The following is a 23771-nucleotide window of genomic DNA, read 5'->3' as shown; positions in this document are numbered from 1 at the left end:
TATGTCTCAACCTACCCAATTGCCTAAAACTACTCTACTAAATGAATTAAGTACCTTAGAACTAGCCCAAGCCCTAATGGAGAGGTTAAGCATTTCCCCTGATGATTGGCATCGCCTCAAGTCTAACCGCAATTCTCGCGCCAATGAACAAGCAGCAGCAGCAATTGTATTTCTCCTCAAAAATCAGCCACAAGAAGCCCTTGCCAGATTAGAACAAGCTGCTGGTTGGTTAAATCGGTCTATTTCAGCCCCGCCTTGTCCAACACATGGGAGTAAGGAGATAATTCGTAATTCGTAATGACGCTCCTACGTCGCTACCGCTGCGAAGCGCGTAATTTGTAATTAAAGAAACATTTTTTCTTCCCCTACACCCCCATCAAAGCAAATAAGTGGAGAATAGAACTAGGAAAAAACCAGTTTAATACTGATTAACCCTACTGCCTACTCACCACTCACTACTCCCCTCTCACCGTCTCAAAGACAGCCTGGGGCGGTTTTCTAATTGTTTACAAAGTCTTAACTCCGTCCCTTTGCGGTTCCACTCTACCTGATCAAAAATTTGATGTAGCAGAGATAGACCGCGACCACTTTCTGCTTCGTCTGGTGGTAGATAGTCTATGGGATCGCTATCACAAACGCATTCGGGAATAAAACCACTACCCTGGTCTGATATTATCCACCAGTACTGATCATTAATAAGAGAAAAACGTACTACAACAGTTTTACTGGGATCAAGATTATTACCATGTTTAGCTGCATTTACCAGGGCTTCTTGAAGTCCTAGCCGCAGTTCTGCTTGTAGCTTTGCTGGAATCTCTGCCAACAGTAAATCTAGTATTGGACAAAGATAGAGAGTTGAGGCGAAACTAATTGTGCCCCAGTATCGTCCAACCGGACGGAGCGAAATGGTAATCACAAGAGAAACCCCATAGCTTTCAGTTAGCTAGACATCAGTTTGCTATAACAGGCACCCTGATAGAAATTGAGGTGGTCATGCTGCCTTCAAACTTGCGTCTTTTAAACTAAATTGTGAAAATGCTAGGGAGCATTGACTCTATAAATGAGTTTAAATTGCTTTAACATAGAACGGCTGTAATTAATTTGCTAATACAGTTAGCAACTTAATGGAAGATGCTTAAAATACAAAAGAGTACATTGATACTCTTGTTAGTTGCCGACTGATAATTTGTGCAATCTACTTCATATTTTGAAGAGCCTATGCAACTTGAATTCTTTAAACAAAATGAATTTCTATTTTTAGCTTAATTCAATTTTAGCATTTTTATTATGCAATAGACTACAAATTTGAAATTTGAGCTTTTGTAAAGGATTCAGTATCCTAGCCCAAATGTGGTAACACCAGAAAAGCAGCAGTTTCCACGTGAGCTGTTTGAGGAAAAAAATCAGCAGGTTGTACTCGTGTGAGAGTGTATTGCCCTTCTTGACAAAGTAATTTGAGGTCACGCGCGAGGGTTGCTACTTTACAGCTGACGTAAACAATCTGAGATGGTTTCGAGCGCAGTAAAGTGTCAATGACAGCGCGATCGCACCCCTTACGTGGTGGGTCGATTAGTACCACTTCTGGTAGTGTGCCCATTTTTGGTAACAATTTCTCTACTGCGCCAACTTGAAATGTTACGTTATTTATCCCGTTGATCTGAGCATTGACTATTGCTTGTTCTACTGCCTTTGGTTGCACTTCTAAACCTGTAACTTGGCGTACTTGTTTTGCTAAAGGTAAAGTTAAAGTTCCGATACCACAATATGCATCAACTAGTACTTCATGCCCCAAAAGATTTAATTGTGACTGAATTATTTGTAATAATTCTTCTGCTGTTTCGGTATAAATTTGAAAAAATGTATCGGGGCGGACTTGAAATTCTAATCCAGCGAATTTTTCTCGTAGGTAAGGAACTCCAGCAACGCAACGAGTGTCAGCACCAAAGATGGCATTTGTGCGCTCAGGGTTGCGATTGAGTGAGACTCCGACTAACTGAGAATAGCGTTTTAACCATGCTTGGGCTTGATTTTCAATTCCTGCCAAATTCCAATCTTTAACCACCAAAGTCAGCAACATTTCTCCTGTGCGTCGTCCAATGCGTAAACTCAGATGGCGAATCTGTCCTTGATGACGCTGTTCATTGTAGATTTGCCAACCTCGCTGTTGGATGTCCTGCTTGACTTCAGCCAGCAAAGGATTTAATCGCAGGTCTTGAACTGGGCATTGATTCAGGTTTATTAATTGATGGCTACTTTTTTGATAGTAACCAGCTTGTACTTGTCCTGTTGCCGATTTGCTCAAAGGATAAGTAGCTTTATTGCGGTAGCCAAAAGCAGAAGCAGCTGCAAGTACGGGGTCTACTGGTGGTTGCACAAAACCACCAATTCGTTCTAAAGCCTGAATCACCTGATTGCGCTTAGCCACAAGCTGATAATCATAATCAATATGCTGCCACTGACAACCACCGCATTTATCAGCCACAATGCAACCAGGTCTGATCCGGTGAGGGGATGGTTGGATAATTTGCTGAAGCTTACCGTGAGCATATTTAGGTTTAACACTTACCAAGCGGATCATAACGCGATCGCCTGGTACAGTATCCGCGACAAACACCACACGCTGATCACAGCGACCGACACCATCGCCCGTATCACTCAAATCAGTGATTGCAACTTCAATTAATTCACCCTGTCGCCAAACTGTATTAGTCATTTGTTATTGGGGATTGGGGATTGGGGATTGGGGATTGGGGATTGGGGATTGGGGATTGGGGATAGTCAAGAGTTATTCTCTTCCCCTGCCCCCTGCTTCCTCATCTTCCCCAAATCGCTTCACTTCTGTACCTCAGACTCGTTAAACTAGCAGATAATATTTCTTCGCGTGATTGTAATAATCATGACTGTAATTAGCCAAGTTATTCTCAAAGCTGACGACGAACTGCGTTATCCCAGCAGTGGCGAACTCAAGAGTATCAAAGAATTTTTGCAAACCGGCGAGCAAAGGACGCGCATTGCTGCGACCTTAGCTGAAAACGAAAAAAAGATAGTTCAGGAAGCAACCAAAAAACTTTGGCAGAAGCGTCCTGATTTTATCGCACCCGGCGGGAATGCTTATGGAGAACGTCAACGTACTCTGTGCGTCCGCGATTTTGGCTGGTACTTACGCCTAATTACCTATGGCGTACTTGCTGGTGATAAAGAACCGATTGAAAAAATTGGTTTGATTGGCGTGCGGGAAATGTATAACTCTTTGGGTGTTCCTGTGCCAGGAATGGTAGAAGCAATCAATTCTCTCAAAACAGCTTCTCTTGACCTCCTAAGCGCACAAGATGCTGCTGAAGCAGCACCTTACTTTGATTACATCGCTCAAGCTATGTCTTGAGCCAAAGTGTGTGCTAGTTCCAGCATGAACTCTGCTTCTGTAAGAGTGAGTACAAGGCATTAACACTCGACATCCATAAAATCTCTAATTTGATCATAACTTCCCCACATTTGGTAGTGGCTATGGCAAAATCTCTGTCAAGTTATTAACCAGTTGTGGGGAAATTTTATGCTATTGGTCAGTGGCTAGTAGCTGGTGATTATGGGTAATTCGCAAATGACAACCGACCAATGACAAACGACCTCCCAATACAAAAAGCCGACAGTTATTAAAGCTGTCGGCAACTAGTGTGTTCCCTATTAATGACTCGGCTAGAGTTCAGTTGTATATAACTATGCCAAATTAGTTATTGTAGGTAGGCGATCTTAATCAAGAACATTTGTGATTTTCATCACTTGATTGTTACAGCTAAACTGCATTTACCCCAATAATTTATAGCTGGCGGTAGAGTTCTGCGTAAGATCAAGTGATAATTTGACTATGGATTATAAAATCAATCTCTAACACAAAATTTGCCATCAAAGTTTTTATGGTTTGAGTTGAAGCTGAGCGATCGCATTTGTCGTATTGATTGCACTGTGATCAGAAACTTTGAGAACAACGCGCTACAACCATGGCAAGTAAATCGATAGAATAATGCTCTGTCCTCTTGGTGCATTACTTCCATGACTGCTACCTCAAAAGCTCCCTTTTCCGCCCAAGAAATTGCCGCTGAAGGTATAAAGCCAGAAGAATACGAAGAAATTGTCCGTCGTTTAGGGCGTCATCCTAACAAAGCTGAACTGGGAATGTTTGGGGTGATGTGGTCAGAGCATTGTTGTTACAAAAATTCTCGCCCCTTACTCAAACAGTTTCCCACAACAGGGCCCCGTATCCTTGTAGGGCCTGGTGAAAATGCTGGTGTTGTAGACCTGGGAAAAGGATTGCAATTAGCGTTTAAGATAGAATCTCATAACCACCCCTCGGCTGTCGAACCCTTTCAAGGGGCTGCAACAGGAGTAGGTGGCATCCTCAGAGATATATTTACAATGGGGGCGCGTCCCATTGCTATCTTAAACTCGCTGCGCTTCGGCTCTCTAGAAGATGCTAAAACACAACGATTATTCCACGGTGTAGTAGCAGGGATTGCCCACTATGGTAATAGTGTCGGAGTACCCACCGTTGGCGGCGAAGTTTACTTTGACCCGGCTTACTCTGGTAATCCTTTAGTGAACGTCATGGCACTAGGATTAATGGAAACAGCAGAAATCGTCAAATCAGGAGCCTCTGGCTTAGGCAATCCTGTGCTGTATGTTGGTTCTACTACCGGACGTGATGGTATGGGAGGTGCGAGTTTTGCCAGTGCCGAATTGAGTAATGAGTCAATAGATGACCGTCCTGCTGTGCAAGTAGGCGATCCGTTTTTGGAAAAATCGTTAATTGAGGCTTGTCTGGAAGCATTCAAGACAGGTGCAGTTGTCGCCGCCCAAGATATGGGTGCAGCAGGGATCACCTGTTCAACATCAGAAATGGCCGCAAAAGGGGGTGTAGGAATCGAACTGGATTTAGATAAGATTCCTGTGCGGGAAACAGAGATGGTTCCTTATGAATACCTGCTTTCAGAATCTCAAGAACGGATGCTATTCGTCGCTCAAAAAGGACGCGAACAGGAATTAATTGACATTTTCCATCGTTGGGGGCTTCAGGCTGTTGTCGCTGGTACAGTCATTGCAGAACCTATCGTGCGAATTCTCTTCCGAGGGGAAGTAGCAGCAGAAATCCCCGCTGAGGCGTTGGCTGAGAATACCCCACTTTACCATCGAGATTTATTGACAGAACCACCAGAATATGCTCGTCAAGCTTGGGAGTGGACACCCGATTCCTTACCTGAGTGTACAAATACTGGTATTGAAATCCAGGGACGCCTGCAAAGTTGGAACGATATCCTTTTAACTTTGCTAAGTACGCCTACGATCGCCTCTAAACGCTGGGTCTATCGTCAATATGACCATCAAGTACAAAACAATACCGTAATCTTACCAGGTGGTGCAGATGCCGCCGTTGTCCGTCTACGCCCCCTTGAAGGGCAGGGGAGCAGGGGAGCAGGGGAGCAGGGGGAAAGTTTCAATCCTCAATCTGGGGTGGCGGCTACAGTAGATTGCAATCCTCGTTATGTTTACCTTGATCCCTATGAGGGAGCAAAGGCAGTAGTGGCAGAAGCTGCACGTAATCTTAGCTGTGTGGGTGCAGAACCTCTGGCAGTAACTGATAACCTGAATTTTGGTAGTCCAGAAAAACCCATTGGTTACTGGCAGTTAGCCGAAGCATGTCGTGGCTTGGCTGAAGGTTGTCGCGAGTTAGCAACACCAGTTACAGGCGGGAATGTTTCGTTATATAACGAAACTCTCGATTCCCAAGGTGTTCCACAGCCGATTTATCCTACCCCTGTTGTTGGGATGGTAGGACTGATTCCTGATATTACAAAAATTTGCGGTCAAGGTTGGCAAGCAAGTGGCGATGTGATTTATTTACTGGGATTATCCCCAATCCCCAATCCCAAATCTAAAATTGAATTGGGAGCATCTGAGTATTTAGCTACCATTCATAGTATTGCCGCCGGAAGACCGCCACGGGTAAATTTTGATTTAGAACGCCGTGTACAACAAGTTTGCCGCGAGGGAATTCGTGCAGGTTGGGTACGTTCAGCTCATGATTGTGCAGAGGGAGGATTGGCAGTTACCTTGGCAGAATGTTGCATTGCTGGCAACCTCGGTGCCGAAATTCATTTAGAAATTTCGGGTAATCATTTACAACGCCTTGATGAAATTCTATTCGGCGAAAGTGGGGCGCGAATTGTAGTTTCTGTAGCCTCAGAACAACAAGAAATTTGGGAATCCTACTTACAAGAACATCTTGAGCAAGACTGGCAAAAAATAGGTACAGTTGGTAATCTCGACATTGGTTTGGTGGTTTTGACCACTGATAACCAAACACTAATCAAAGTTAGGATCGAAGATATCAGCGATCGCTATTACAACGCCATCTCTGAACGTTTAGCAAAAGTTTTGAGAGAGTAAAGGCTGGGGACTGGGGACTGGGGACTGGGTACTAGGTACTGGGTACTAGGAAAGAATTCTTAAAATCCCAATTCCCAATTCCCAATTCCCTACTCCCTACTCCCCATTTCCCAAATATTGGCATCGCTGAGCATAAGTACGGTACTGTTTTAATGTGTGGTTAACAATTTATTAAGATTGTTGTGACCATGTATCAACACAATGCCGGTGACTTGACACACCCCCCACCAGGAGCAAAGCTAGCATGATTCCCATCCATCCCGTCACTTTGGATGAATACTCTCAACAAACTCATGACTCAATCAATAGTCATGAAAGTCGCCCTGATAAGCCAGAAGAGGCTTGTGGGGTTTTTGGCATCTACGCACCAAAAGAAGATGTTGCTAAACTCACCTACTTTGGATTGTATGCCCTCCAACACAGGGGTCAAGAATCAGCTGGGATTGCTACATTTGCAGGAGATCAAGTACACCTCCACAAAGATATGGGGTTGGTGTCACAGGTATTTAATGAATCCAATTTGAGCCAATTACCTGGTGATCTGGCCATTGGTCATACTCGTTATTCCACCACCGGCTCTAGCCGTAGAGTTAATGCCCAACCTGCTGTGGTCGAAACTCGTTTAGGTTCACTAGCATTATCACACAATGGCAATCTAGTCAATACCGTACAGTTACGAGAAGAGTTGCTCAAGAATAAATGTAACTTGGTTACGTCTACAGACTCAGAAATGATTGCTTTTGCGATCGCCCAAGAAATCAATGCTGGTGCAGATTGGCTAGAAGGTTCAATTCGGGCATTTAACCGCTGTCAAGGAGCTTTTAGCTTAGCAATTGGCACTCCTAGCGGTCTTATGGGTGTGCGCGACCCCAATGGCATTCGCCCCCTAGTGATTGGTACCTTGGGTGATCATCCAGTCCGGTATGTTCTCGCTTCTGAAACATGTGGTTTAGACATTATTGGTGCAGAATACCTACGGGATGTGGAACCGGGTGAATTAGTTTGGATTAACGACGAAGGTTTAGCTTCCTATCATTGGAGTCAAAAGCCCCAAAGGAAACTGTGTATCTTTGAAATGATTTATTTTGCCCGCCCTGATAGCATCATGAATAGCGAGAGTTTGTACAGCTATCGAATGCGATTAGGACGGCAACTAGCTGAAGAATCCCTCATAGATGCTGATATTGTCTTTGGAGTGCCCGATTCTGGTGTACCTGCTGCTATTGGATTTTCTCAAGCTTCTGGCATACCCTACGCGGAAGGACTGATTAAGAATCGTTATGTTGGGCGAACCTTTATTCAGCCTACTCAAGCGATGCGTGAGTCTGGTATTCGGATGAAACTCAATCCCCTCAAAGATGTGCTGTATGGCAAACGAGTAGTGATTGTGGATGATTCTATTGTCCGAGGTACAACTAGCCGTAAACTGGTCAAGACGGTGCGAGATGCAGGTGCAATAGAAGTGCATATGCGAATTTCCTCACCACCAGTGACTCATCCCTGCTTCTATGGCATTGACACCGATACACAGGATCAGCTCGTTGCTGCTACCAAGTCTGTAGAAGAAATTGCCAAACAGTTAGAAGTAGACACTTTAGCTTATCTCAGTTGGGAAGGAATGCTACAGGCAACGCGAGAAGACACCAATAGTTTTTGTTCTGCTTGTTTCACTGGAGATTATCCTGTAGCGATTCCTGAGCAAGTGAAGCGTTCTAAGTTGAGCTTAGAAAAAGAAAAGGTAGTGGTGTAAGGACTGGGGACTGGGGAGGCAGAGGCAGAGAAGAAATAACACTCACTCAGCACGGGCTACGCCCCACTCCCGTTTCAGTCCAAGTTAAAATAGGTAAATCCTCTAACTAAAAGATGGTTTATGAACCAGCCGATAACTGAAAAAGTGCGCTGGACTACCGCCGACTTAGAGCTGTTTCCAGATAACGGAAACCGCTATGAAATTATTGACGGAGAATTGTTTGTGACCAGAGCGCCTCACTGGAATCATCAAAAAGCCTGTGTCCGAATTAGCACTTTCCTAGATACTTGGTCACAAACTACTGGTCTTGGAGAAGTTGTGACGGCTCCAGGAGTAATTTTTGGCGACAATGATAATGTGATTCCTGATGTTGTCTGGGTTAGTAATGAGAGATTGTCTCTACTTTTAGATGAGGCGGGACATTTGACTGGTGCCCCAGAATTAGTAGTAGAGGTACTATCTGTTGGTAGTGAGAATGAGAAGCGGGATCGAGAACTTAAACTAAAGCTGTACTCTTCACGCGGAGTGAGGGAATATTGGATTGTGGATTGGCGTAAGCAACAAGTAGAGGTTTATCAACGCGAACAAGGAATTTTAAAGTTAGTTGCTACGTTATTCAATGGTGATGAACTAAATTCACCAATATTACCTAATTTTACCTGTGCGATCGCACCCTTATTCACTTGATTTTAACCATGCTGCAAAAAATCGACTTTGGGTAATAAAGGGTCTGTAACAATCCCTACACCAATAAAACCCCAGCGTTTGAGCAAACTTCCCAACTGTGTACCAGGAATCGATTCTACAGTAAAGCGGTTTGCCACTTCTGCTGCATGGGTATTGAGATAGCTCATCGCATCAAAGTTTTCCCTAAACAACAAAAGATAACCTGATGCCGAAGCATCAGGGCGAGCTGTAAGGTAACGACCATCAGTTCTTGAACGCACCAGGTAGTAGACTTCGGACAGCATGAGGAGTGTGGGGGATGAGGGGGATGAGGGGGATGAGGGGGATGAGCAAGTTGGGTGAGAAATAAGCAATATCAATCCAATTCCCCACTCCCCACTCCCTACTCCCCATTCCCAATAACAACCAACTAATTTAAATCTTCTAGACGAATACGCGGATCGGCAGCTTTGAGCATCAAGTCAGCAATTAAGTTGCCAATAATCAGCAAAACTGCACTCATCACTAAACTAGCCATAACTAAATATAAATCTTGAGCCAATACGGCTTGTAAAGTCAATCGTCCTAAACCAGGCCAGTTAAAGAATTGTTCGGCAATGAATGCACCACCTAATAAACTAGCTAACTCGAATCCCAACAAAGTAATTAAAGGGTTGATGGCATTGCGGAGAGCGTGAACATATATTACCCGGTTTTCTGGCAGTCCTTTAGCACGTGCGGTTTGGATGTAATCTTGACGCAGAACATCTAATAATTCGCCGCGAGTGATGCGTTGCAAACCAGCAAAGCTAGTAATCGAAAGGGCAACTGTGGGTAAAATTAAGTGCCAACCAATATCTAAAATTTTGCCAAACCAATTGAGTTCTGCGTGGTTGATGCTAGTCATGCCTCCCACTGGAAATAGTGGTGAGGTGATTTGAGCAAAGAAAAGTAGCAGTAGGGCGGTAATAAAACTGGGAAATCCTTGTCCGGTGTAACTAATGACCTGTAGGATGCGATCAGTCCAGCGATTTTGCCTAATCGCAGCGACTATACCCAAAGGAATGGCGATCGCCCAGGTCATAATTAAAGAAGCGATCGCCAATAGCAAAGTTGCCGGAACTCGCTCCCATAACAAAGATACTACTGACCGTTTGTAAGAAAAACTTGGGCCAAAATCCCCTCGCAACACAATATTCCACAGCCAAAGCCAATATTGTTCCAACCAAGACTTATCCAAGCCCCAAAATTTCCGTAAAGCATTAATTTGATCTCTGGATTTTTTGGGATCTGCTTCTAACTGAGTGACAAAATCCCCTGGTGCAAGTTGCATCACTAGAAACGACACTGCCGACGCCAAAAACAGAGTCAGCAGCGCTTGCAACAACCGCTTCACTACGTATATAAAAGTTTCACTTGTGACTAGCCTAATTAGCCAATTCCAACTTGTTTCTAAGGAAATTTTCGTAGTTGTCATTTGTCCTCTGTCCCTTGTCCTTTGCCAATTTTATTTGGTCAATACCAATGACTAATGACTAATGACTAATATTCAACCAAAGTAATAATTGGTACATCTGGTAAATGTTTACGCCCTTGTAAATCCTGTAGCTCGATAATAAACCCAAATCCCACGAGTTCACAGCCAATCTGTTGTACTAACCTTGCTGTTGCACTCGCAGTTCCACCTGTAGCGATCAGATCGTCTACAATCAAAACGCGGCTGCCTCGATCTAAAGCGTCTTGATGCACCTCCAAGCAATCTGTACCATACTCTAGTTCATACTCAACTGAGTGTACTGCTGCTGGTAACTTACCTCTTTTGCGAACAGGAATAAAACCTGCTCCCAATTTATAAGCTAGAGGTGAACCAAAAATAAAACCTCGTGACTCCATCCCTAAAACGTAATCTGCTCTCAGTTCAGCTTCGATGCATTTTTGGGCAAAAAAGTCAATTGTATAGCGCAAACCCTCTGAATCTCGTAGTAATGTAGTAATATCCCGAAATAAAATTCCGGGTTTGGGAAAATCTGGGATTTCACGAATAAGAGATTTTAAATTCATAAAGTAGGGAATGGGGAGTAGGGAGTGGGGAGTAGGGAGTAGGGAGTAGGAAGATGAGGGAGATAGATAATTACCCAGTCCCCAGTCACCAGTACCCAGTACCCAGTACCCAGTCCCCATTATCTGAAAAATCGTACACTATAATGTCATACGCTGGGGTTCAACGCTAAAGTTTTGTCATTCATTGACGATAATTAGAATTTAAACCAAGCTAGAAACAATATTGCACTGGCAAACGAGGTGATTAACTGATGCTTTAAAATTTTGGTCTCAGTATACGGAAACTTTTGAGCAGAAAGCGTAAGTCATGTATACATTAAGTAATATTACTGGCGATACAAGTCTGAATATTCTTGTCTGTCTGCCTATCTTAAATTTGTTTTACCTAGTACATCACGGTGGAAATAGAGATATATTCTGACAAAAGCTCAAAAACTTTTTAGTTACGAGTTTTTGAATTTTGACCCTTCGACTAAGCTCAGGTCAACACCGAGCGTATCCGAGGTGTTAAGTTTTGAATTTTGAATTCCACAAAGCGGTACTAGTCTGTTGGAACCGCACAAGGTATTTTATAGAATGAATGTCTCCGCAAGTTTAACGCCGTTCAACAGTCCAACCTCTCAGTCACTACCAATGATTCTGGACACTCTACCAGATCCTGCGATCGCTACCAAGGAATGTCCCCAAAGAACACGGTTGCAGATTGACCTCATTTTACTGGCAATAGAAGCTTTAGAGCTTGGTGGTTCGGAAGCGATTTTAGCTTTTGCTCAAGAGTTGGATCTCAAAGGAATTATTAAGGACAGAGTAAATTTATGGCGGATGCGTAGCTCTAACCCGCTGCGACGAGCGCATATGCGCCGCCCTTTGACTATTATGGAAGCGAAAGCTTTGGTGATCATTGCTTGCTACATAGCGCGACGTTTAACTGTTGTTATCCGCCAGTTGCTAATGATTTATCAACAAATGGATGAAAAGCAGATTCCATTAGAACAGAATTTGCGGCTATCCAATTACCTAGAGCGATTTAGAGCGCATTTTAAGAGTCGGATGAATACTCGACGTTCTGGCGTGCTAGCGTTAACTTCCGATGAAAAATTGGATGATCTAGCGATAACTCTATTAGGAAAATTACTATTTTGTACTGGTACAGCTGGAATGCAGCGGTTCTGGATCAGTTTATTTGACGGTGAAGTGGAATGAATATCCAACGTAAGTACAGTCTACCTAATTGTACGCTGCTTTTAGAAGGATTAAGCGATGTTACAAGAGCTGCACACTTTCAAGAACTACGCCCAGAACTGTCCATACTAGTAAATGCAGAATGCTGTTTATCTGGTTATCAACCCTTAGCGGGTGGAAGAGAATTTTTTGAAAGTTTGGTTAGAGCAGTTAGCGGTTATGCCCAAGAATTTCTCAGTAGTGTCCCAAACCCACAAGCACATAATCAAGAGTCAGAGCTAGTAGAATTTCAGAAAATTAGTAGCAATCGACACAGGCTAGTTGTGTATTCGGAGGGAAATCCAGAGGGTTTTAAGTCTAATCCTCATAGCTATGCTCAAAGATCCACGCAACTAGATTTGAACACAGTACAGTTATTTGACTTAATCGAAGCCGTTGATCAGTTTTTTGCTGACACTCAAACTTTGCCTGAACTTTCACTAGAACTGCAACCAGTTACTAGGCGCTATGGTGGCGCTAGCCAGGCATTACTCAAGCAAGCAGTGCCTGCTACTATCGGAGTCTCCAGTTTAGCAGTAGCGGCGATCGCCTTTAACTTGATTCCTCCGCCCCAAGTACGGCCGCAGCCTCAAACAAGTGAGCAAACTAGCTCGACAACACCCAATCCGATATCTTCCCCTGCATCAACTACAGCAGCATCAATCGGCAAAACAACACCAATAGCAGCACCAACCCCCACCCCCACCCCCACCACAACTACAACACCAGCAGTTAAGGACTTAGAAGCACTTTTAAAGACAGTCCCGGAAATTACTGATGCATCTCAGCTACACTTCTTAAAACGTCAACTTTGGAACCAAATTCATCCAGCTTGGATCAATCGCTCTCAAATTAAACAGGATTTAGTCTATCGTGTAGGTGTGGCTGCTGATGGTGCGATCGTTGGCTATAAAGCTGTGAATGAGTTAGCAAATGAGGCAGTAGACCAAACACCTTTACCTAATTTACTTTACAACCCTGCTAAACGCGCTCTTGGTGCTAACGAACCAATAGCCCAATTCCGAGTAGTCTTTACTAGAAGAGGTGTGCCAGAAGTTAGTCCTTGGTTAGGATACACTGGCAAACCAGATGTAATTGGGACAAAAATTACTGATGCAAATACAATCAAAAGCCTCAACCAAAAGCTTTATAGTACAGTTCGCCAAAGATGGGGTGGTACTCCTACCTTTACCGGAGACTTAAGGTATCGAGTTGCAGTTAATAAAGATGGTAAGCTCACGGATTATGAAACGCTCAATCCCGCAGCCTATGATTATGCTAAACAAACACCCTTGCCTAAGTTATATCAAGAAATTTATGGCTCTAATGTAGCTGCTCCAAACAATAAAGAGCCTCTTGCCCACTTCCAAGTCATATTCAAGCCTAGTGGGAAATTAGAAGTAACTCCTTGGCGAGGGTATCAGTGATTGGGGATTGGGGATTGGGGACACGGGGACGCGGGGACGCGGGGACGCGGGGAATAATCAATGACAAGTGAAAATTCCCCATTCCCCATTCCCCATTCTCCAATTCACCTTGTAATCCTACCCATATAATTTCCCCAGAGTAGTGCTGCTTGGGCACTGCTGCCTCTGGTTGGAGAATTATCATCATTTCCTAACCAAATACCAGTTACAAGTCGCCGACTGGGAATAAAGCCAATAAACCACAAGTCAACGTTATCGTTAGTTGTGCCTGTTTTGCCAGCTTCCCCTTCTCCAATGGCAGCACTTCTACCAGTACCTCTGGTAACAACTCCGCGCATTAAATCTGTCATATCATCGGTGATGCTAGACCTGAGTACTCGTTTGTTGGCGTCGGGATTTTGATCAAAGGAGTAAATCACACGGCAGGTTTTGATATCGTTGCGGTCTTTGCAATCACCACTATCTAAAATCCGGCTAATTGCGTGGGGAGGATTCCAGACACCACGATTACCAATAGCGCCAAAAGCACCTGTCATTTCTAAAACATTGACTACGCTTTGACCCAATACCAGCCCTGGAACGGGGTCGAGGGAAGATTTGATTCCTAAACGCTGGGCCATCGCTACCACTTTATCTAACCCTACATCTTGAGCGACTCGTAAGGCGATTGGATTTTCTGATAAAGCCAACCCTGTGGCAATATCTAAGCTAGTTTCAGCACCGACACGGCAGGGTTTGTATGTGAAGCCTTGCCAGGTTAAGGGAGCGCAAGAATAAGTTCTAGATGGGGAAAAACCCTGTTGGATAGCGGCAGTATAAGCAAAAATTTTGAAAGTGGAACCTGGTTGTCTTTTGGCTTGAACAGCCCGATTAAACTGACTTTTTTTATAATCAGTTCCACCCACCATTGCCAAAATACCACCCGTACTAGAGTCAAGGGTAACGATCGCCCCTTGAGAATATTTCAAACTTGCACCAGTACGGTTAACTGAATTACGTAATGCTACCTCTGCTTGGGCTTGGATTGCGGGATCAAGCTGGGTTTCTATGATATAATTACCCTCTTTTGCCGCTCCTTCTCCCAAGATTGATTCGAGTTCTTGAAAGACATAACTGTAAAAATAGGGAGCGATCGTTTTAGCTTGCTGTTCGCAAACTTTAGAACTAACTTGCACAGTAGAGCGTCTAGCTCTATTTGCTTCCTCTTGTTTAATTTTTCCCATCTCTTGCAACCGCTTAATTACGCGATTGCGGTATTCAGCTGCTTCTAGTTTGTTCGGCCCATCGCCACAAAAATCGAACGCATTGGGAGCAGGTAAAATTCCCACTAGTGTGGCAGCTTCCGCCAAACTTAAATCTTTCGCAGACTTTTCAAAGTAATATCGGGCTGCATCCTCAAAACCAGAGGTATCTGCTCCTAAAAAAACCCGATTTAAGTAGGTTAGTAAAATCTCGTCTTTACTGTAAAACGCTTCCAGCTTTAGGGAGACTACCGCCTCGCGTAATTTGCGTCCGAGGGTATCTTGCCTACCTACATAATCACGGAACAAACTGCGAGCAACTTGCTGGGTAACAGTACTAGCTCCTTGTTGGACATCTCCAGTGCGGCTGTTGATTAATATGGCTCGTAAAATTCCCAGTGGATCGACGCCAAAGTGCCAGTAATAACGGCTATCCTCAGAGGCTACCACAGCAGCAGGCAAATAAGGGCCAAAATCCTCCAATCGCTTCATATCGACGTGGGAGGTTGTGCGAGGCTCGCGTAATGGGGTAGAACCATCACGGGCATAAACAATTACTGGCGCACGAGTGGCTGTGGGTAGAGGTCTTACAGAAAATTTCAACCATTCAACGCCAATTACCAATGCTAGTAAGGCACTCGCACCACCAATACCATAACCAGTCCAAGTTGCGGCTTTGACATACCAAGGTGGTGGGTCTACATATTGTAACCGCACGGAAGCAGCAAGTTCTGGCGGCCCTAATGTCAAAATATCGCCGTGACGCAATTCTAATGAATTGACGCGACGCTTACCACGATAAATGCCATTAGTGGAATTTTCGTCTTTGATGACGAAAACTGATTTGCGTTGAGTGGAATCCCGCGTTAGTGACAAATGAGTTTGGCTAACAACAGGGTTACGAATAACGATATCGCAAGATTTAGAACTGCGACCTAGTTTATAGCGATCGCCCAACAGCGGATATACCTCCGCTTTGTCCGCCCCCGCATCCTGCACCCAAAGTTCTGGGACTTTGGCATTTGGTTTTAGCGCCAGTTTGGAAAAATCTACCCTGGCTTGTACAGTATGTACTGCTTGAGTCAGTTGACCAAGGAACGTTTGTGGCTTTTGAGGGGGCTGGGGAGAACTCATTGGCTATCTACATCACATTTTGCTAGTGCAGAATCGAGCGGCTTACAACTTTGAAGCTAGTCTTTCACCATTTTACTCATAAGCCAAAGTAGAAATTGGCTGTACTGAATTATTGTTGATTTAATTTTGACTTTCAAATTAATAGTTTTCCGTAGTTTCAGTAATCATTGATGATTACTTTCTAGATTAAGTATCAATTTTATATTATTTCTTAAAACGCTTACTTTATCATAGTTGTGTCAGTTTAACATAGAAATTTAATACTTTAATTTTGTATTTCTAGCAACTAGTGATCAATAAACAAAGGATTTATTTTTTACCGCTTTAATATATCCACATATTCTGAAGTAAATCTATACATCTACATTTAGGAAGATTTTATAAATTCTGTTGTCTGATTTAATAAGCGGAGTGTTCCGTTGAGGTTAATTTTAGAATGAAGGGAAAATCTCTGTCTTTGATTGGTACAGCTCTATCCTTGGCGCTCACCGCTGGCGGTGTTGCTGTCGCCCAATCCAGTAACTCCCCCACCGAATCCAATAACTCATCCACTAGTTCGCCAACGGAAAAACCGGAAGAATTCCAGCTCTCAGAAGAAGGGCTAAGAATTCTATGTAAAAATTACCCACTCAATTCCCGTTGTTCAGGTGGCACAGCAGTTACGCCCACCACTCCCGGTAGCACCACAGTACCAGAAAGTACACCTTCGGAAACCACCAATCCTGATAGCGTAACTCCTACACCAGGAACTACACCGGATACCACTATTCCTGGTAGCGTAACTCCCACACCGGATACCACCATTCCTGGTAGCGTAACTCCTACCCCAGGAACCACACCGGATACTACCACTCCTGGTAGCATAACTCCCACACCAGGAACCACACCGGATACCACCATTCCTGGTAGCGTAACTCCTACCCCAGGAACCACACCGGATACCACCATTCCTGGTAGCGTAACTCCTACCCCAGGAACCACACCTGAGACTAGCCCTAGCAACATAACACCAGGAACCACACCTGAGCCTAGCCCTAGCAACATGACACCAGGAACCACACCTGAGCCTAGCCCTAGCAGCACTACCGAACCAGGTAGCACTTCTCCTGGTACAGTTCCTGACTCTGGTGTACCAAATACTTCCCCTACGGGTAATTAAAAGCTTGGGCGAAATATAATAACCTTGCCATCAAAGATCATTGGTGCATCTGGCTAATTACATAGACAGCATTAGTTACTCAGCGATAAAAAGCGCTAGGTTTAATAGCTCAAGTTCTTGTATCTAGCACTAAAAAAAATTTAGTTCATAAGTGTAAAGCCTGGGGTTGATAACTCCAGGCTTTACACTTAATAAATACGAATTAGTATAAGATTTTGGTTAGCGAGACCTACGGCTAGAATTCGGTGTTTTCTTAAAAGAAGCAATTAGTAGGCAAACAATACCAATACTAATAAATGAATCCGCCACATTAAATACAGCAAAATTAATCAAGCGAAAATCTAGAAAATCGATAACGTAGCTTAACATAAAGCGATCAATACCATTTCCTATAGCTCCACCTAAAATTAGACCATAACCCAACTGTTCCCAAAGATCTAAAGCGGGGCCAAACAATGCGAATGCTATCAATACTAAACTCACTGCCAATGATAGCCAACGTAATAAATCCACCCGTCCACTAAGTATACTAAAAGCTGCACCATCATTTGTAATATAGGTAAAGTGAAATATACTTTGTATTAATGGTAGGGAATGCCTGTATATAATATTGCCTGTTTTGGGATCAATTACGCTTTCTAAAGGCCAAGATTTATACACTCCTACTACCCAGTTTTTTGTTAGTCGGTCTAAAATAACGGCTAAGAAAGCAGCAGCCCAAAAAAGGAGATTTTTGAATAAAAACATCATGAATTAGTTATAGAGTCAAGAGTCAAAATCAACAGTCAAGATTCAACAGTCAATCTTATAGCGTTTCTTGTTTGAGTGAGGTACATTTCGTTGAGGTTAGAGGCTAGAGGCTAGAAATTAGAGACTAGACTGTACCTCATGTGATGGGAACTGCTATAAAACTACAGACTCTGAACTATGAACTAACGACTAATAAAACATTAAGTGTCGTAGCACATATGCTATCAGGGCAATGGAGCAGACTACAGCCAATTGTCCCGGTAGAGCAAACCAAGAATACTTAAGAATTGCCTGTGCTAAGGGTAGATTTTCTGTACCTTTCCACTGAAAAATATAGCTAATAATCAAATAAGTAATACCGCATAGATGGACAGTTAACAAGCCACAAATACAACTAAAAGCAAGAGTTTCCAATCGAGGTCTAGCTTTAAAAGCGAAAAAGCCACAAATCCAAGCGCCGGGTATAAAGCCTAGCAAGTAACCAAACTGTGATAACTTAACGTAACCAATACCGCCGCCATCAGCAAATACAGGTAACAAAGTTAATCCCATGACTAAATAAGCAATTTGCGAGAGAGCGCCAGCGCTTTTACCTCCCAAACAACCTACGAGTAGTACAGCACCAACTTGAAAAGTTACGCCTAGAGAAAAAATTTGAATTCCTTGCTTACTCCAATTCCAGGGTAAGGCAATACCATAAGCTTCTAGAAATGTGCCGCCCATTGTCAGGAGCAAGCCAATCATAGACCATAGTAATTGATTAGAAGCAGCAAACATCTATTATGTTAAGCAAAAGGGGAAAGGCAAAAAAGAAAATTAACAGCGGTCAGTATTAAATATTTAGTATCTGCACAAATATTATTCAGATATCTTAAGAGCTAGCAGATTGTTTGTTTAGCATGTAGCTTTCTAGTTGGAAAAATCTCAGCTTCAAAGTCTGTAGTTTGATTTTTTGAGTAAAGCTGAGCTTTACTTTTGGTACTTAACTTAAACTTAATCTAGTAAAACAAAATTCAACTATTACAAGAGACCCACTGCCTAATATGCACAGTGTTTTTGTTTAGTTGCTAAATTTATTTCTATTTGAGTTTGAGCGATCGCATCACTTAATCCTCGCAATTATATATTTGCTTCCAGATTACGTAGGTTCTGTAACTAAAATAAGTATTCTTTAAATTTCTAAAGCTTATTAAATATATCAAGATATCATACTTTTTTATCTGTTGACATAAACTTTCACATCTGACATTCACATACACCAATAAGTGAATTTTGTAAATATGTAAATAAGATTTTTATTAAGTGCTATTTATCACTAAAACACTAGAGTAAAAGTATAAAATATATCAAATACGACAAAAATAAATATTTAAGATTTCTTTAAAAAAGTATGCATTTTTGATTTTGTTAACCTTTTGTTTACCTTCTTCACTACACTTTAAGGGTATCTTAGATACGCTAACCTGGAAATTTACTAAAAAATTGACAGCAATGTTTCCACCTCTCAGCACAATAAAAAATAACCGCATTACAGCTTTAATATCAGTGTTAGCACTGACACTCGGACTAGCTGCTTGTAATGGACAGCAAGCTTCAGACAATACAACTACAAAGGACACTTCTTCTGGCACAGCTAAAGATACCACAGCTTCTAGCCCCTCCAAGTTAGATTTGGGCGGGAACGTCAAGTTGACAGGAGCAGGTGCCTCTTTTCCAGCACCGCTGTACCAAACCTGGTTTACTGATTTAAACAAAAAATATCCGAACCTGCAAGTTAACTACGAGTCAGTTGGTAGTGGTGCTGGAGTTGAGCAATTTATCAAAGGCACTGTGGACTTTGGTGCTAGCGATGTTGCCATGAAAGACGATGAAATCAAGAAAGTTCCACAAGATAAAGGCGTGATTATGTTGCCGATGACAGCTGGCAGCATTGTCTTGGCTTACAACTTACCAGATGTTCCAGAACTCAAGTTACCACGAGCAGTCTATACTGACATCTTACTAGGCAAAATTAAAAATTGGAATGATGCCAAAATAGCTGCCGCTAACCCCAATGCTAAGCTTCCTAACCAGCCCATTACGGTTGTTTATCGTTCCGATGGTAGCGGTACTACAGGTGTGTTTACAAAACATCTCAGCGCTATTAATCCGGAATGGAAAGATAAAGTCGGCGAAGGTAAAACTGTCAACTGGCCTGTAGGAGTTGGTGCTAAAGGAAATGAGGGTGTTACCGCTCAAGTCCAACAAACCCAAGGTTCTATTGGTTATGTTGAGTATGGCTACGCTAAACAAAATGATCTCAAATTTGCTGCTTTAGAAAATAAAGGTGGTAAATTTATTACTGCTAATGACGAGTCAGCATCTAAAACACTTGAATCAGTAACTTTACCAGAGAATCTTCGTGCCTTCATTACAGATCCAGAGGGAGCTGATTCTTATCCCATCGTCACCTACACGTGGGTTATGGTTTACAAGAAATATCCAGATGCAGCCAAAGCCAAGGCAGTAGAAGTGGCGATTGAGTATGGCTTGAATGAAGGTCAAAATGAAGCTACCAAGCTAGGTTATGTTCGTCTACCCAAAAATGTAATTTCCAAAGTGGCTGCTGCTGCTGATCAAATCAGTCCAGAGTACAAAATTGCCGTTAGCGATGGCCCTAGCGCCAGCAAATAGCCTCAAGCAATAGTCATTTTATGCTTTCTCTAAACATGTGGCTTGATGAGGTTGGCAATTTGAAATTCCAAGTTGCTGAAGTCTTTCAAAAAAACAAGCACAAATTATGCTAGTAGTTTAGCTTGCTCCCACATTTTCTTAGATTTTAGTTGTTTCTGTCGGTAGTCATGACTGCACCTGCTCAAAATTTATCTTCAGCGATTAAAAATCGCTCCGAAGTAGAAAAGTCGCTAGATCGCGGCTTTATTTTACTCACAAAAGTTTTTGCTTTGGCGATCGCAGGCACTTTATTATGGATTGCAGCGCAAGTGGCAATCGGCGCTTGGCCTGCTATTCAAGAATTTGGTGCCGCCTTTCTAGTTAAAAGTACTTGGAACCCAGTCAATGATGAGTATGGGGTACTACCTCATATTTACGGAACTCTTGTGAGTTCTTTAATTGGTCTTTTGATAGCAGTACCAATCGGTGTTGGTACTGCTGTTTTACTGAGTGAGAATTTTCTTCCCTCAAAAGCACGGCTAGTATTAGTGTTTTTAGTAGAACTACTTGCAGCTATTCCCAGTGTTGTTTACGGAGTCTGGGGAATTTTTGTTTTAATTCCGATTTTAAACAATTTAGGAAAATGGCTTAACGGTTCCTTTGGTTGGTTGCCAATTTTTAGCACCTCACCAACAGGGCCAGGAATGCTGCCTGCGGGAGTCATTTTAGGAATTATGACTTTGCCTATCATCACAGCCATATCTCGTGATGCTTTGATCTCAGTACCATCAAGTTTACGTCAAGCATCTGTGGGGCTAGGTGCAACGCGTTGGGAAACTATTTTGCAGGTTCTGATTCCAGCTGCATTTTCGGGTATCGTTAGTGCTGTAATGCTAGCGCTTGGTAGAGCAATGGGAGAAACAATGGCTGTAACGATGTTAATTGGAAACTCCAATAACATCAATATCTCACTTTTCGCACCAGCTAACACCATTTCTTCTCTACTAGCAAATCAATTCGCTGAAGCCAGTGGACTACAAGTTGGAGCTTTAATGTATGCCGCTTTAGTTCTATTTTTCTTGACGCTTGTCGTCAATGTTTTAGCAGAGTTGGTTGTTCTGAGAGTCAAGCGAATTTAGCATAATTGTGGATTGAATTATGACTTCTAGTTATCCTGAACGCAGTTTAACTCGCTCTGCGTCATCTCCCCGGACATTATTTAACACGGTGATGACTGTAGTAGCATTTATCTGTGGAGCATTAGCGCTGTTGCCTTTATTGGCTGTACTTTCTTATGTCTTGATTCAAGGCTTTAGCAGTCTTAGTCCCAGCGTTTTTTTTGAACTACCACCCAAAGCCCTACAAAAAGGAGGAGGCTTTGGTAATGCAATATTGGGGACGTTGCTAATGGTAGGAATTGGGGGATTAATTAGTATCCCGCTTGGTATAATAGCAGCAATTTATTTAACAGAATTTAGTTCTGCTCAAACAGCTAGATGGATACGTTTTGCTGCCAACGTTCTTAGTGGAGTTCCTTCGATTATTGCTGGGGTATTTGCATATGGGATCATAGTTTTGACATTAGTAAAACTCAATCTAGGCTCATATTCAGCTTTAGGTGGAGGATTTGCGCTAGCAATCTTGATGCTACCGATTATTGTCAGAACTACTGATGAAGCATTACAGTTAGTCTCACAAGATTTGCGACAAGCGTCAGTGGGATTAGGAGCAACTAACTTTCAAACAGTGAGTCAGGTAGTATTACCAGCAGCTTTACCAGCAATTGTAACTGGGGCAACCCTAGCGATCGCACGGGCATCTGGGGAAACTGCACCATTACTATTTACAGCTTTGTTCTCTAACTTTTGGCCAGATAGCATATTCCAACCAACAGCCTCTCTTGCTGTCTTGGTTTACAAATATGCGATTTCTCCGTTTAAAAATTGGCAGTCATTAGCTTGGGCAGCATCTTTAATCTTAGTATTGATGGTTCTGATTACAAGTATTATTGCTCGCTGGGCAACTCGCCAGAAAGCATAGTCAAATAGTCTTAAAAAGCGCATTTTCACCGCTAAAATTCACAAGCGAGCATTTATGGCTACTAATATTGACACAGTAAACGACACTGGAACCGTCTTACGCACAGAAAACCTCAACGTTTACTACGGTAAGTTTCTCGCCTTACAGAATATCTGGCTAGATATCCCGAAAAATCGGGTAACAGCTTTTATTGGCCCTTCAGGCTGTGGTAAGAGTACGTTACTGCGATGCTATAACCGTCTCAATGATTTGATTGAGTCATTTCGGGCAGAAGGTCAAGTTTATTTTTATGATAAAAACTTGTATGCACCCGACATTGATGCTGTAGAAGTGCGTCGGCGAATTGGGATGGTGTTTCAAAGACCTAACCCATTCCCTAAATCAATTTACGACAATATTACTTTCGGTGCTAAAATCAACGGCTACAAAGGTAACTTTGACGAATTGGTAGAACGGAGCCTGCGACAAGCAGCTTTGTGGGATGAAGTCAAAGATAAACTGCGGCAAAGCGGTTCCTCCCTATCTGGTGGACAACAACAGCGGTTGTGCATTGCGCGAGCGATCGCTACTCAGCCAGAGGTTATATTAATGGATGAACCTTGCTCTGCTCTAGACCCCATCTCTACCCTGCGCGTTGAAGAACTAATTCACGAACTAAAAGAGCTATACACCATCGTCATCGTTACCCACAACATGCAACAAGCAGCACGGGTATCTGATAAAACAGCCTTTTTTAACGTTCGCACCTCTGAAGGAGGTCGTACTGGCTATTTAGTAGAATACGATTCAACAGAAGTAATTTTTAACAATCCTAAGCAGGAAGACACTAGAGATTACGTCAGTGGCAGATTTGGTTAAACATTACATATTGCCAATTGAGCTGCTACTGAGAATAAGCTAATCTGCCTTTAACTTGCATAATCCTTTGCCTCAGAAAGACGCGGAGAGAAGTTGCGTGCGGGGGTTCCCCCCGTTGAGCAAACTTCGGAGGACGCGCTTAAGGGGAGACGCGGGGATGCAATTTGAATGATTATTAGCTTATCAAATATTTCAAGCACTGATGTTTGGTAGCTTTTTAAATGCTGTTACGTAGCAGCTTCAATTAATTTTAGAAACAAAAATCTAATTGTTGTAATTTTATGAAAGCGGCTTTCTCTGAAAGCGCTTTTTGTTTTTATATTAGAGGCTGTTTGAAAAGTTTTGAAGGGTAAAATTTTATGCAAGTCGCCTCA

General features: G+C 42.7%; 20 protein-coding genes. 12 read left to right on the top strand and 8 right to left on the bottom strand.

Features of this window, described 5'->3' with window-relative positions:
• Position 1: 1 nt before the first annotated feature.
• Positions 2-298 carry a DUF6439 family protein gene (locus AC5JMF_RS26845; protein WP_495798761.1) on the top strand — a complete coding sequence of 99 codons (297 nt, stop codon included), beginning with the start codon at positions 2-4 and terminating at the stop codon, positions 296-298.
• A 168-nt stretch (positions 299-466) separates the two neighbouring features.
• Here the strand turns inward: AC5JMF_RS26845 and AC5JMF_RS26840 are convergent, their stop codons facing one another.
• Positions 467-916 carry an ATP-binding protein gene (locus AC5JMF_RS26840; protein WP_495798760.1) on the bottom strand — a complete coding sequence of 150 codons (450 nt, stop codon included), beginning with the start codon at positions 914-916 and terminating at the stop codon, positions 467-469.
• A 423-nt stretch (positions 917-1339) separates the two neighbouring features.
• Positions 1340-2713: a 23S rRNA (uracil(1939)-C(5))-methyltransferase RlmD gene (gene rlmD / locus AC5JMF_RS26835; protein WP_495798759.1), complete on the bottom strand. Its 1374-nt coding sequence runs from the start codon at positions 2711-2713 to the stop codon at positions 1340-1342.
• Between the two features lie 183 nt (positions 2714-2896).
• On the opposite strand from rlmD, the gene AC5JMF_RS26830 reads away from it, so the two are divergent.
• From AC5JMF_RS26830 to AC5JMF_RS26815, 4 genes are all read left to right on the top strand, one after another.
• Positions 2897-3382: an allophycocyanin gene (locus tag AC5JMF_RS26830; protein ID WP_495798758.1), complete on the top strand. Its 486-nt coding sequence runs from the start codon at positions 2897-2899 to the stop codon at positions 3380-3382.
• A gap of 665 nt (positions 3383-4047) precedes the next feature.
• A complete protein-coding gene (gene purL / locus AC5JMF_RS26825) occupies positions 4048-6438 on the top strand; it encodes a phosphoribosylformylglycinamidine synthase subunit PurL (RefSeq protein ID WP_495798757.1) in 2391 nt (796 codons plus the stop codon).
• 244 nt (positions 6439-6682) lie between these two features.
• Complete coding sequence (gene purF / locus AC5JMF_RS26820) at positions 6683-8188, top strand: amidophosphoribosyltransferase (protein WP_495798756.1); 1506 nt, start codon at positions 6683-6685, stop codon at positions 8186-8188.
• 120 nt (positions 8189-8308) lie between these two features.
• Entirely contained in the window at positions 8309-8875 is a 567-nt protein-coding gene (locus tag AC5JMF_RS26815; RefSeq protein WP_495798755.1) for a Uma2 family endonuclease, read from the top strand.
• 2 nt (positions 8876-8877) lie between these two features.
• Here AC5JMF_RS26815 and AC5JMF_RS26810 read toward each other — a convergent pair whose 3' ends face one another.
• From AC5JMF_RS26810 to AC5JMF_RS26800, 3 genes are all read right to left on the bottom strand, one after another.
• Entirely contained in the window at positions 8878-9159 is a 282-nt protein-coding gene (locus tag AC5JMF_RS26810; RefSeq protein ID WP_495798754.1) for a hypothetical protein, read from the bottom strand.
• 125 nt (positions 9160-9284) lie between these two features.
• On the bottom strand, positions 9285-10331 hold the full coding sequence (locus tag AC5JMF_RS26805) for an ABC transporter permease (RefSeq protein WP_495798753.1): 1047 nt from the start codon (positions 10329-10331) through the stop codon (positions 9285-9287).
• A gap of 65 nt (positions 10332-10396) precedes the next feature.
• Positions 10397-10915: an adenine phosphoribosyltransferase gene (locus AC5JMF_RS26800; protein WP_495798752.1), complete on the bottom strand. Its 519-nt coding sequence runs from the start codon at positions 10913-10915 to the stop codon at positions 10397-10399.
• Between the two features lie 576 nt (positions 10916-11491).
• Here AC5JMF_RS26800 and AC5JMF_RS26795 point away from each other — a divergent pair.
• Together AC5JMF_RS26795 and AC5JMF_RS26790 are read left to right on the top strand one after the other, a co-directional pair.
• Complete coding sequence (locus AC5JMF_RS26795; protein WP_495798751.1) at positions 11492-12118, top strand: DUF3038 domain-containing protein; 627 nt, start codon at positions 11492-11494, stop codon at positions 12116-12118.
• Positions 12115-13563, top strand: coding sequence for a DUF4335 domain-containing protein (locus AC5JMF_RS26790; RefSeq protein WP_495798750.1), 1449 nt, complete (start codon positions 12115-12117; stop codon positions 13561-13563). Before AC5JMF_RS26795 ends, AC5JMF_RS26790 begins: the two co-directional genes overlap by 4 nt.
• Before the next feature lie 104 nt (positions 13564-13667).
• Here AC5JMF_RS26790 and AC5JMF_RS26785 read toward each other — a convergent pair whose 3' ends face one another.
• A complete protein-coding gene (locus AC5JMF_RS26785) occupies positions 13668-15938 on the bottom strand; it encodes a transglycosylase domain-containing protein (RefSeq protein ID WP_495798749.1) in 2271 nt (756 codons plus the stop codon).
• 436 nt (positions 15939-16374) lie between these two features.
• On the opposite strand from AC5JMF_RS26785, the gene AC5JMF_RS26780 reads away from it, so the two are divergent.
• Complete coding sequence (locus AC5JMF_RS26780) at positions 16375-17097, top strand: hypothetical protein (protein ID WP_495798748.1); 723 nt, start codon at positions 16375-16377, stop codon at positions 17095-17097.
• 219 nt (positions 17098-17316) lie between these two features.
• On the opposite strand, the gene lspA is transcribed toward AC5JMF_RS26780, so the two are convergent.
• Positions 17317-17847, bottom strand: a complete 531-nt coding sequence (lspA, locus tag AC5JMF_RS26775) for a signal peptidase II (RefSeq protein WP_495798747.1) — start codon at positions 17845-17847, stop codon at positions 17317-17319.
• Positions 17848-18036: 189 nt separating this feature from the next.
• The gene (locus AC5JMF_RS26770; protein ID WP_495798746.1) at positions 18037-18624 is read right to left on the bottom strand and encodes a biotin transporter BioY; all 588 of its coding nucleotides are present in this window, start codon (positions 18622-18624) and stop codon (positions 18037-18039) included.
• Between the two features lie 714 nt (positions 18625-19338).
• Between AC5JMF_RS26770 and pstS the strand changes: the two genes are divergently transcribed.
• From pstS to pstB, 4 genes are all read left to right on the top strand, one after another.
• Positions 19339-20520, top strand: coding sequence for a phosphate ABC transporter substrate-binding protein PstS (gene pstS, locus AC5JMF_RS26765; RefSeq protein WP_495798745.1), 1182 nt, complete (start codon positions 19339-19341; stop codon positions 20518-20520).
• 167 nt (positions 20521-20687) lie between these two features.
• Complete coding sequence (gene pstC, locus AC5JMF_RS26760) at positions 20688-21638, top strand: phosphate ABC transporter permease subunit PstC (protein ID WP_495798744.1); 951 nt, start codon at positions 20688-20690, stop codon at positions 21636-21638.
• A gap of 19 nt (positions 21639-21657) precedes the next feature.
• Positions 21658-22539, top strand: a complete 882-nt coding sequence (gene pstA, locus AC5JMF_RS26755; protein WP_495798743.1) for a phosphate ABC transporter permease PstA — start codon at positions 21658-21660, stop codon at positions 22537-22539.
• Positions 22540-22593: 54 nt separating this feature from the next.
• A complete protein-coding gene (gene pstB / locus AC5JMF_RS26750; RefSeq protein WP_495798742.1) occupies positions 22594-23397 on the top strand; it encodes a phosphate ABC transporter ATP-binding protein PstB in 804 nt (267 codons plus the stop codon).
• Positions 23398-23771 lie beyond the last annotated feature (374 nt).

The organism is Desmonostoc vinosum (assembly GCF_059505385.1).
Note: the sequence above shows the minus strand (reverse complement) of the source record. Positions and strands in the feature narration are given on the sequence as shown.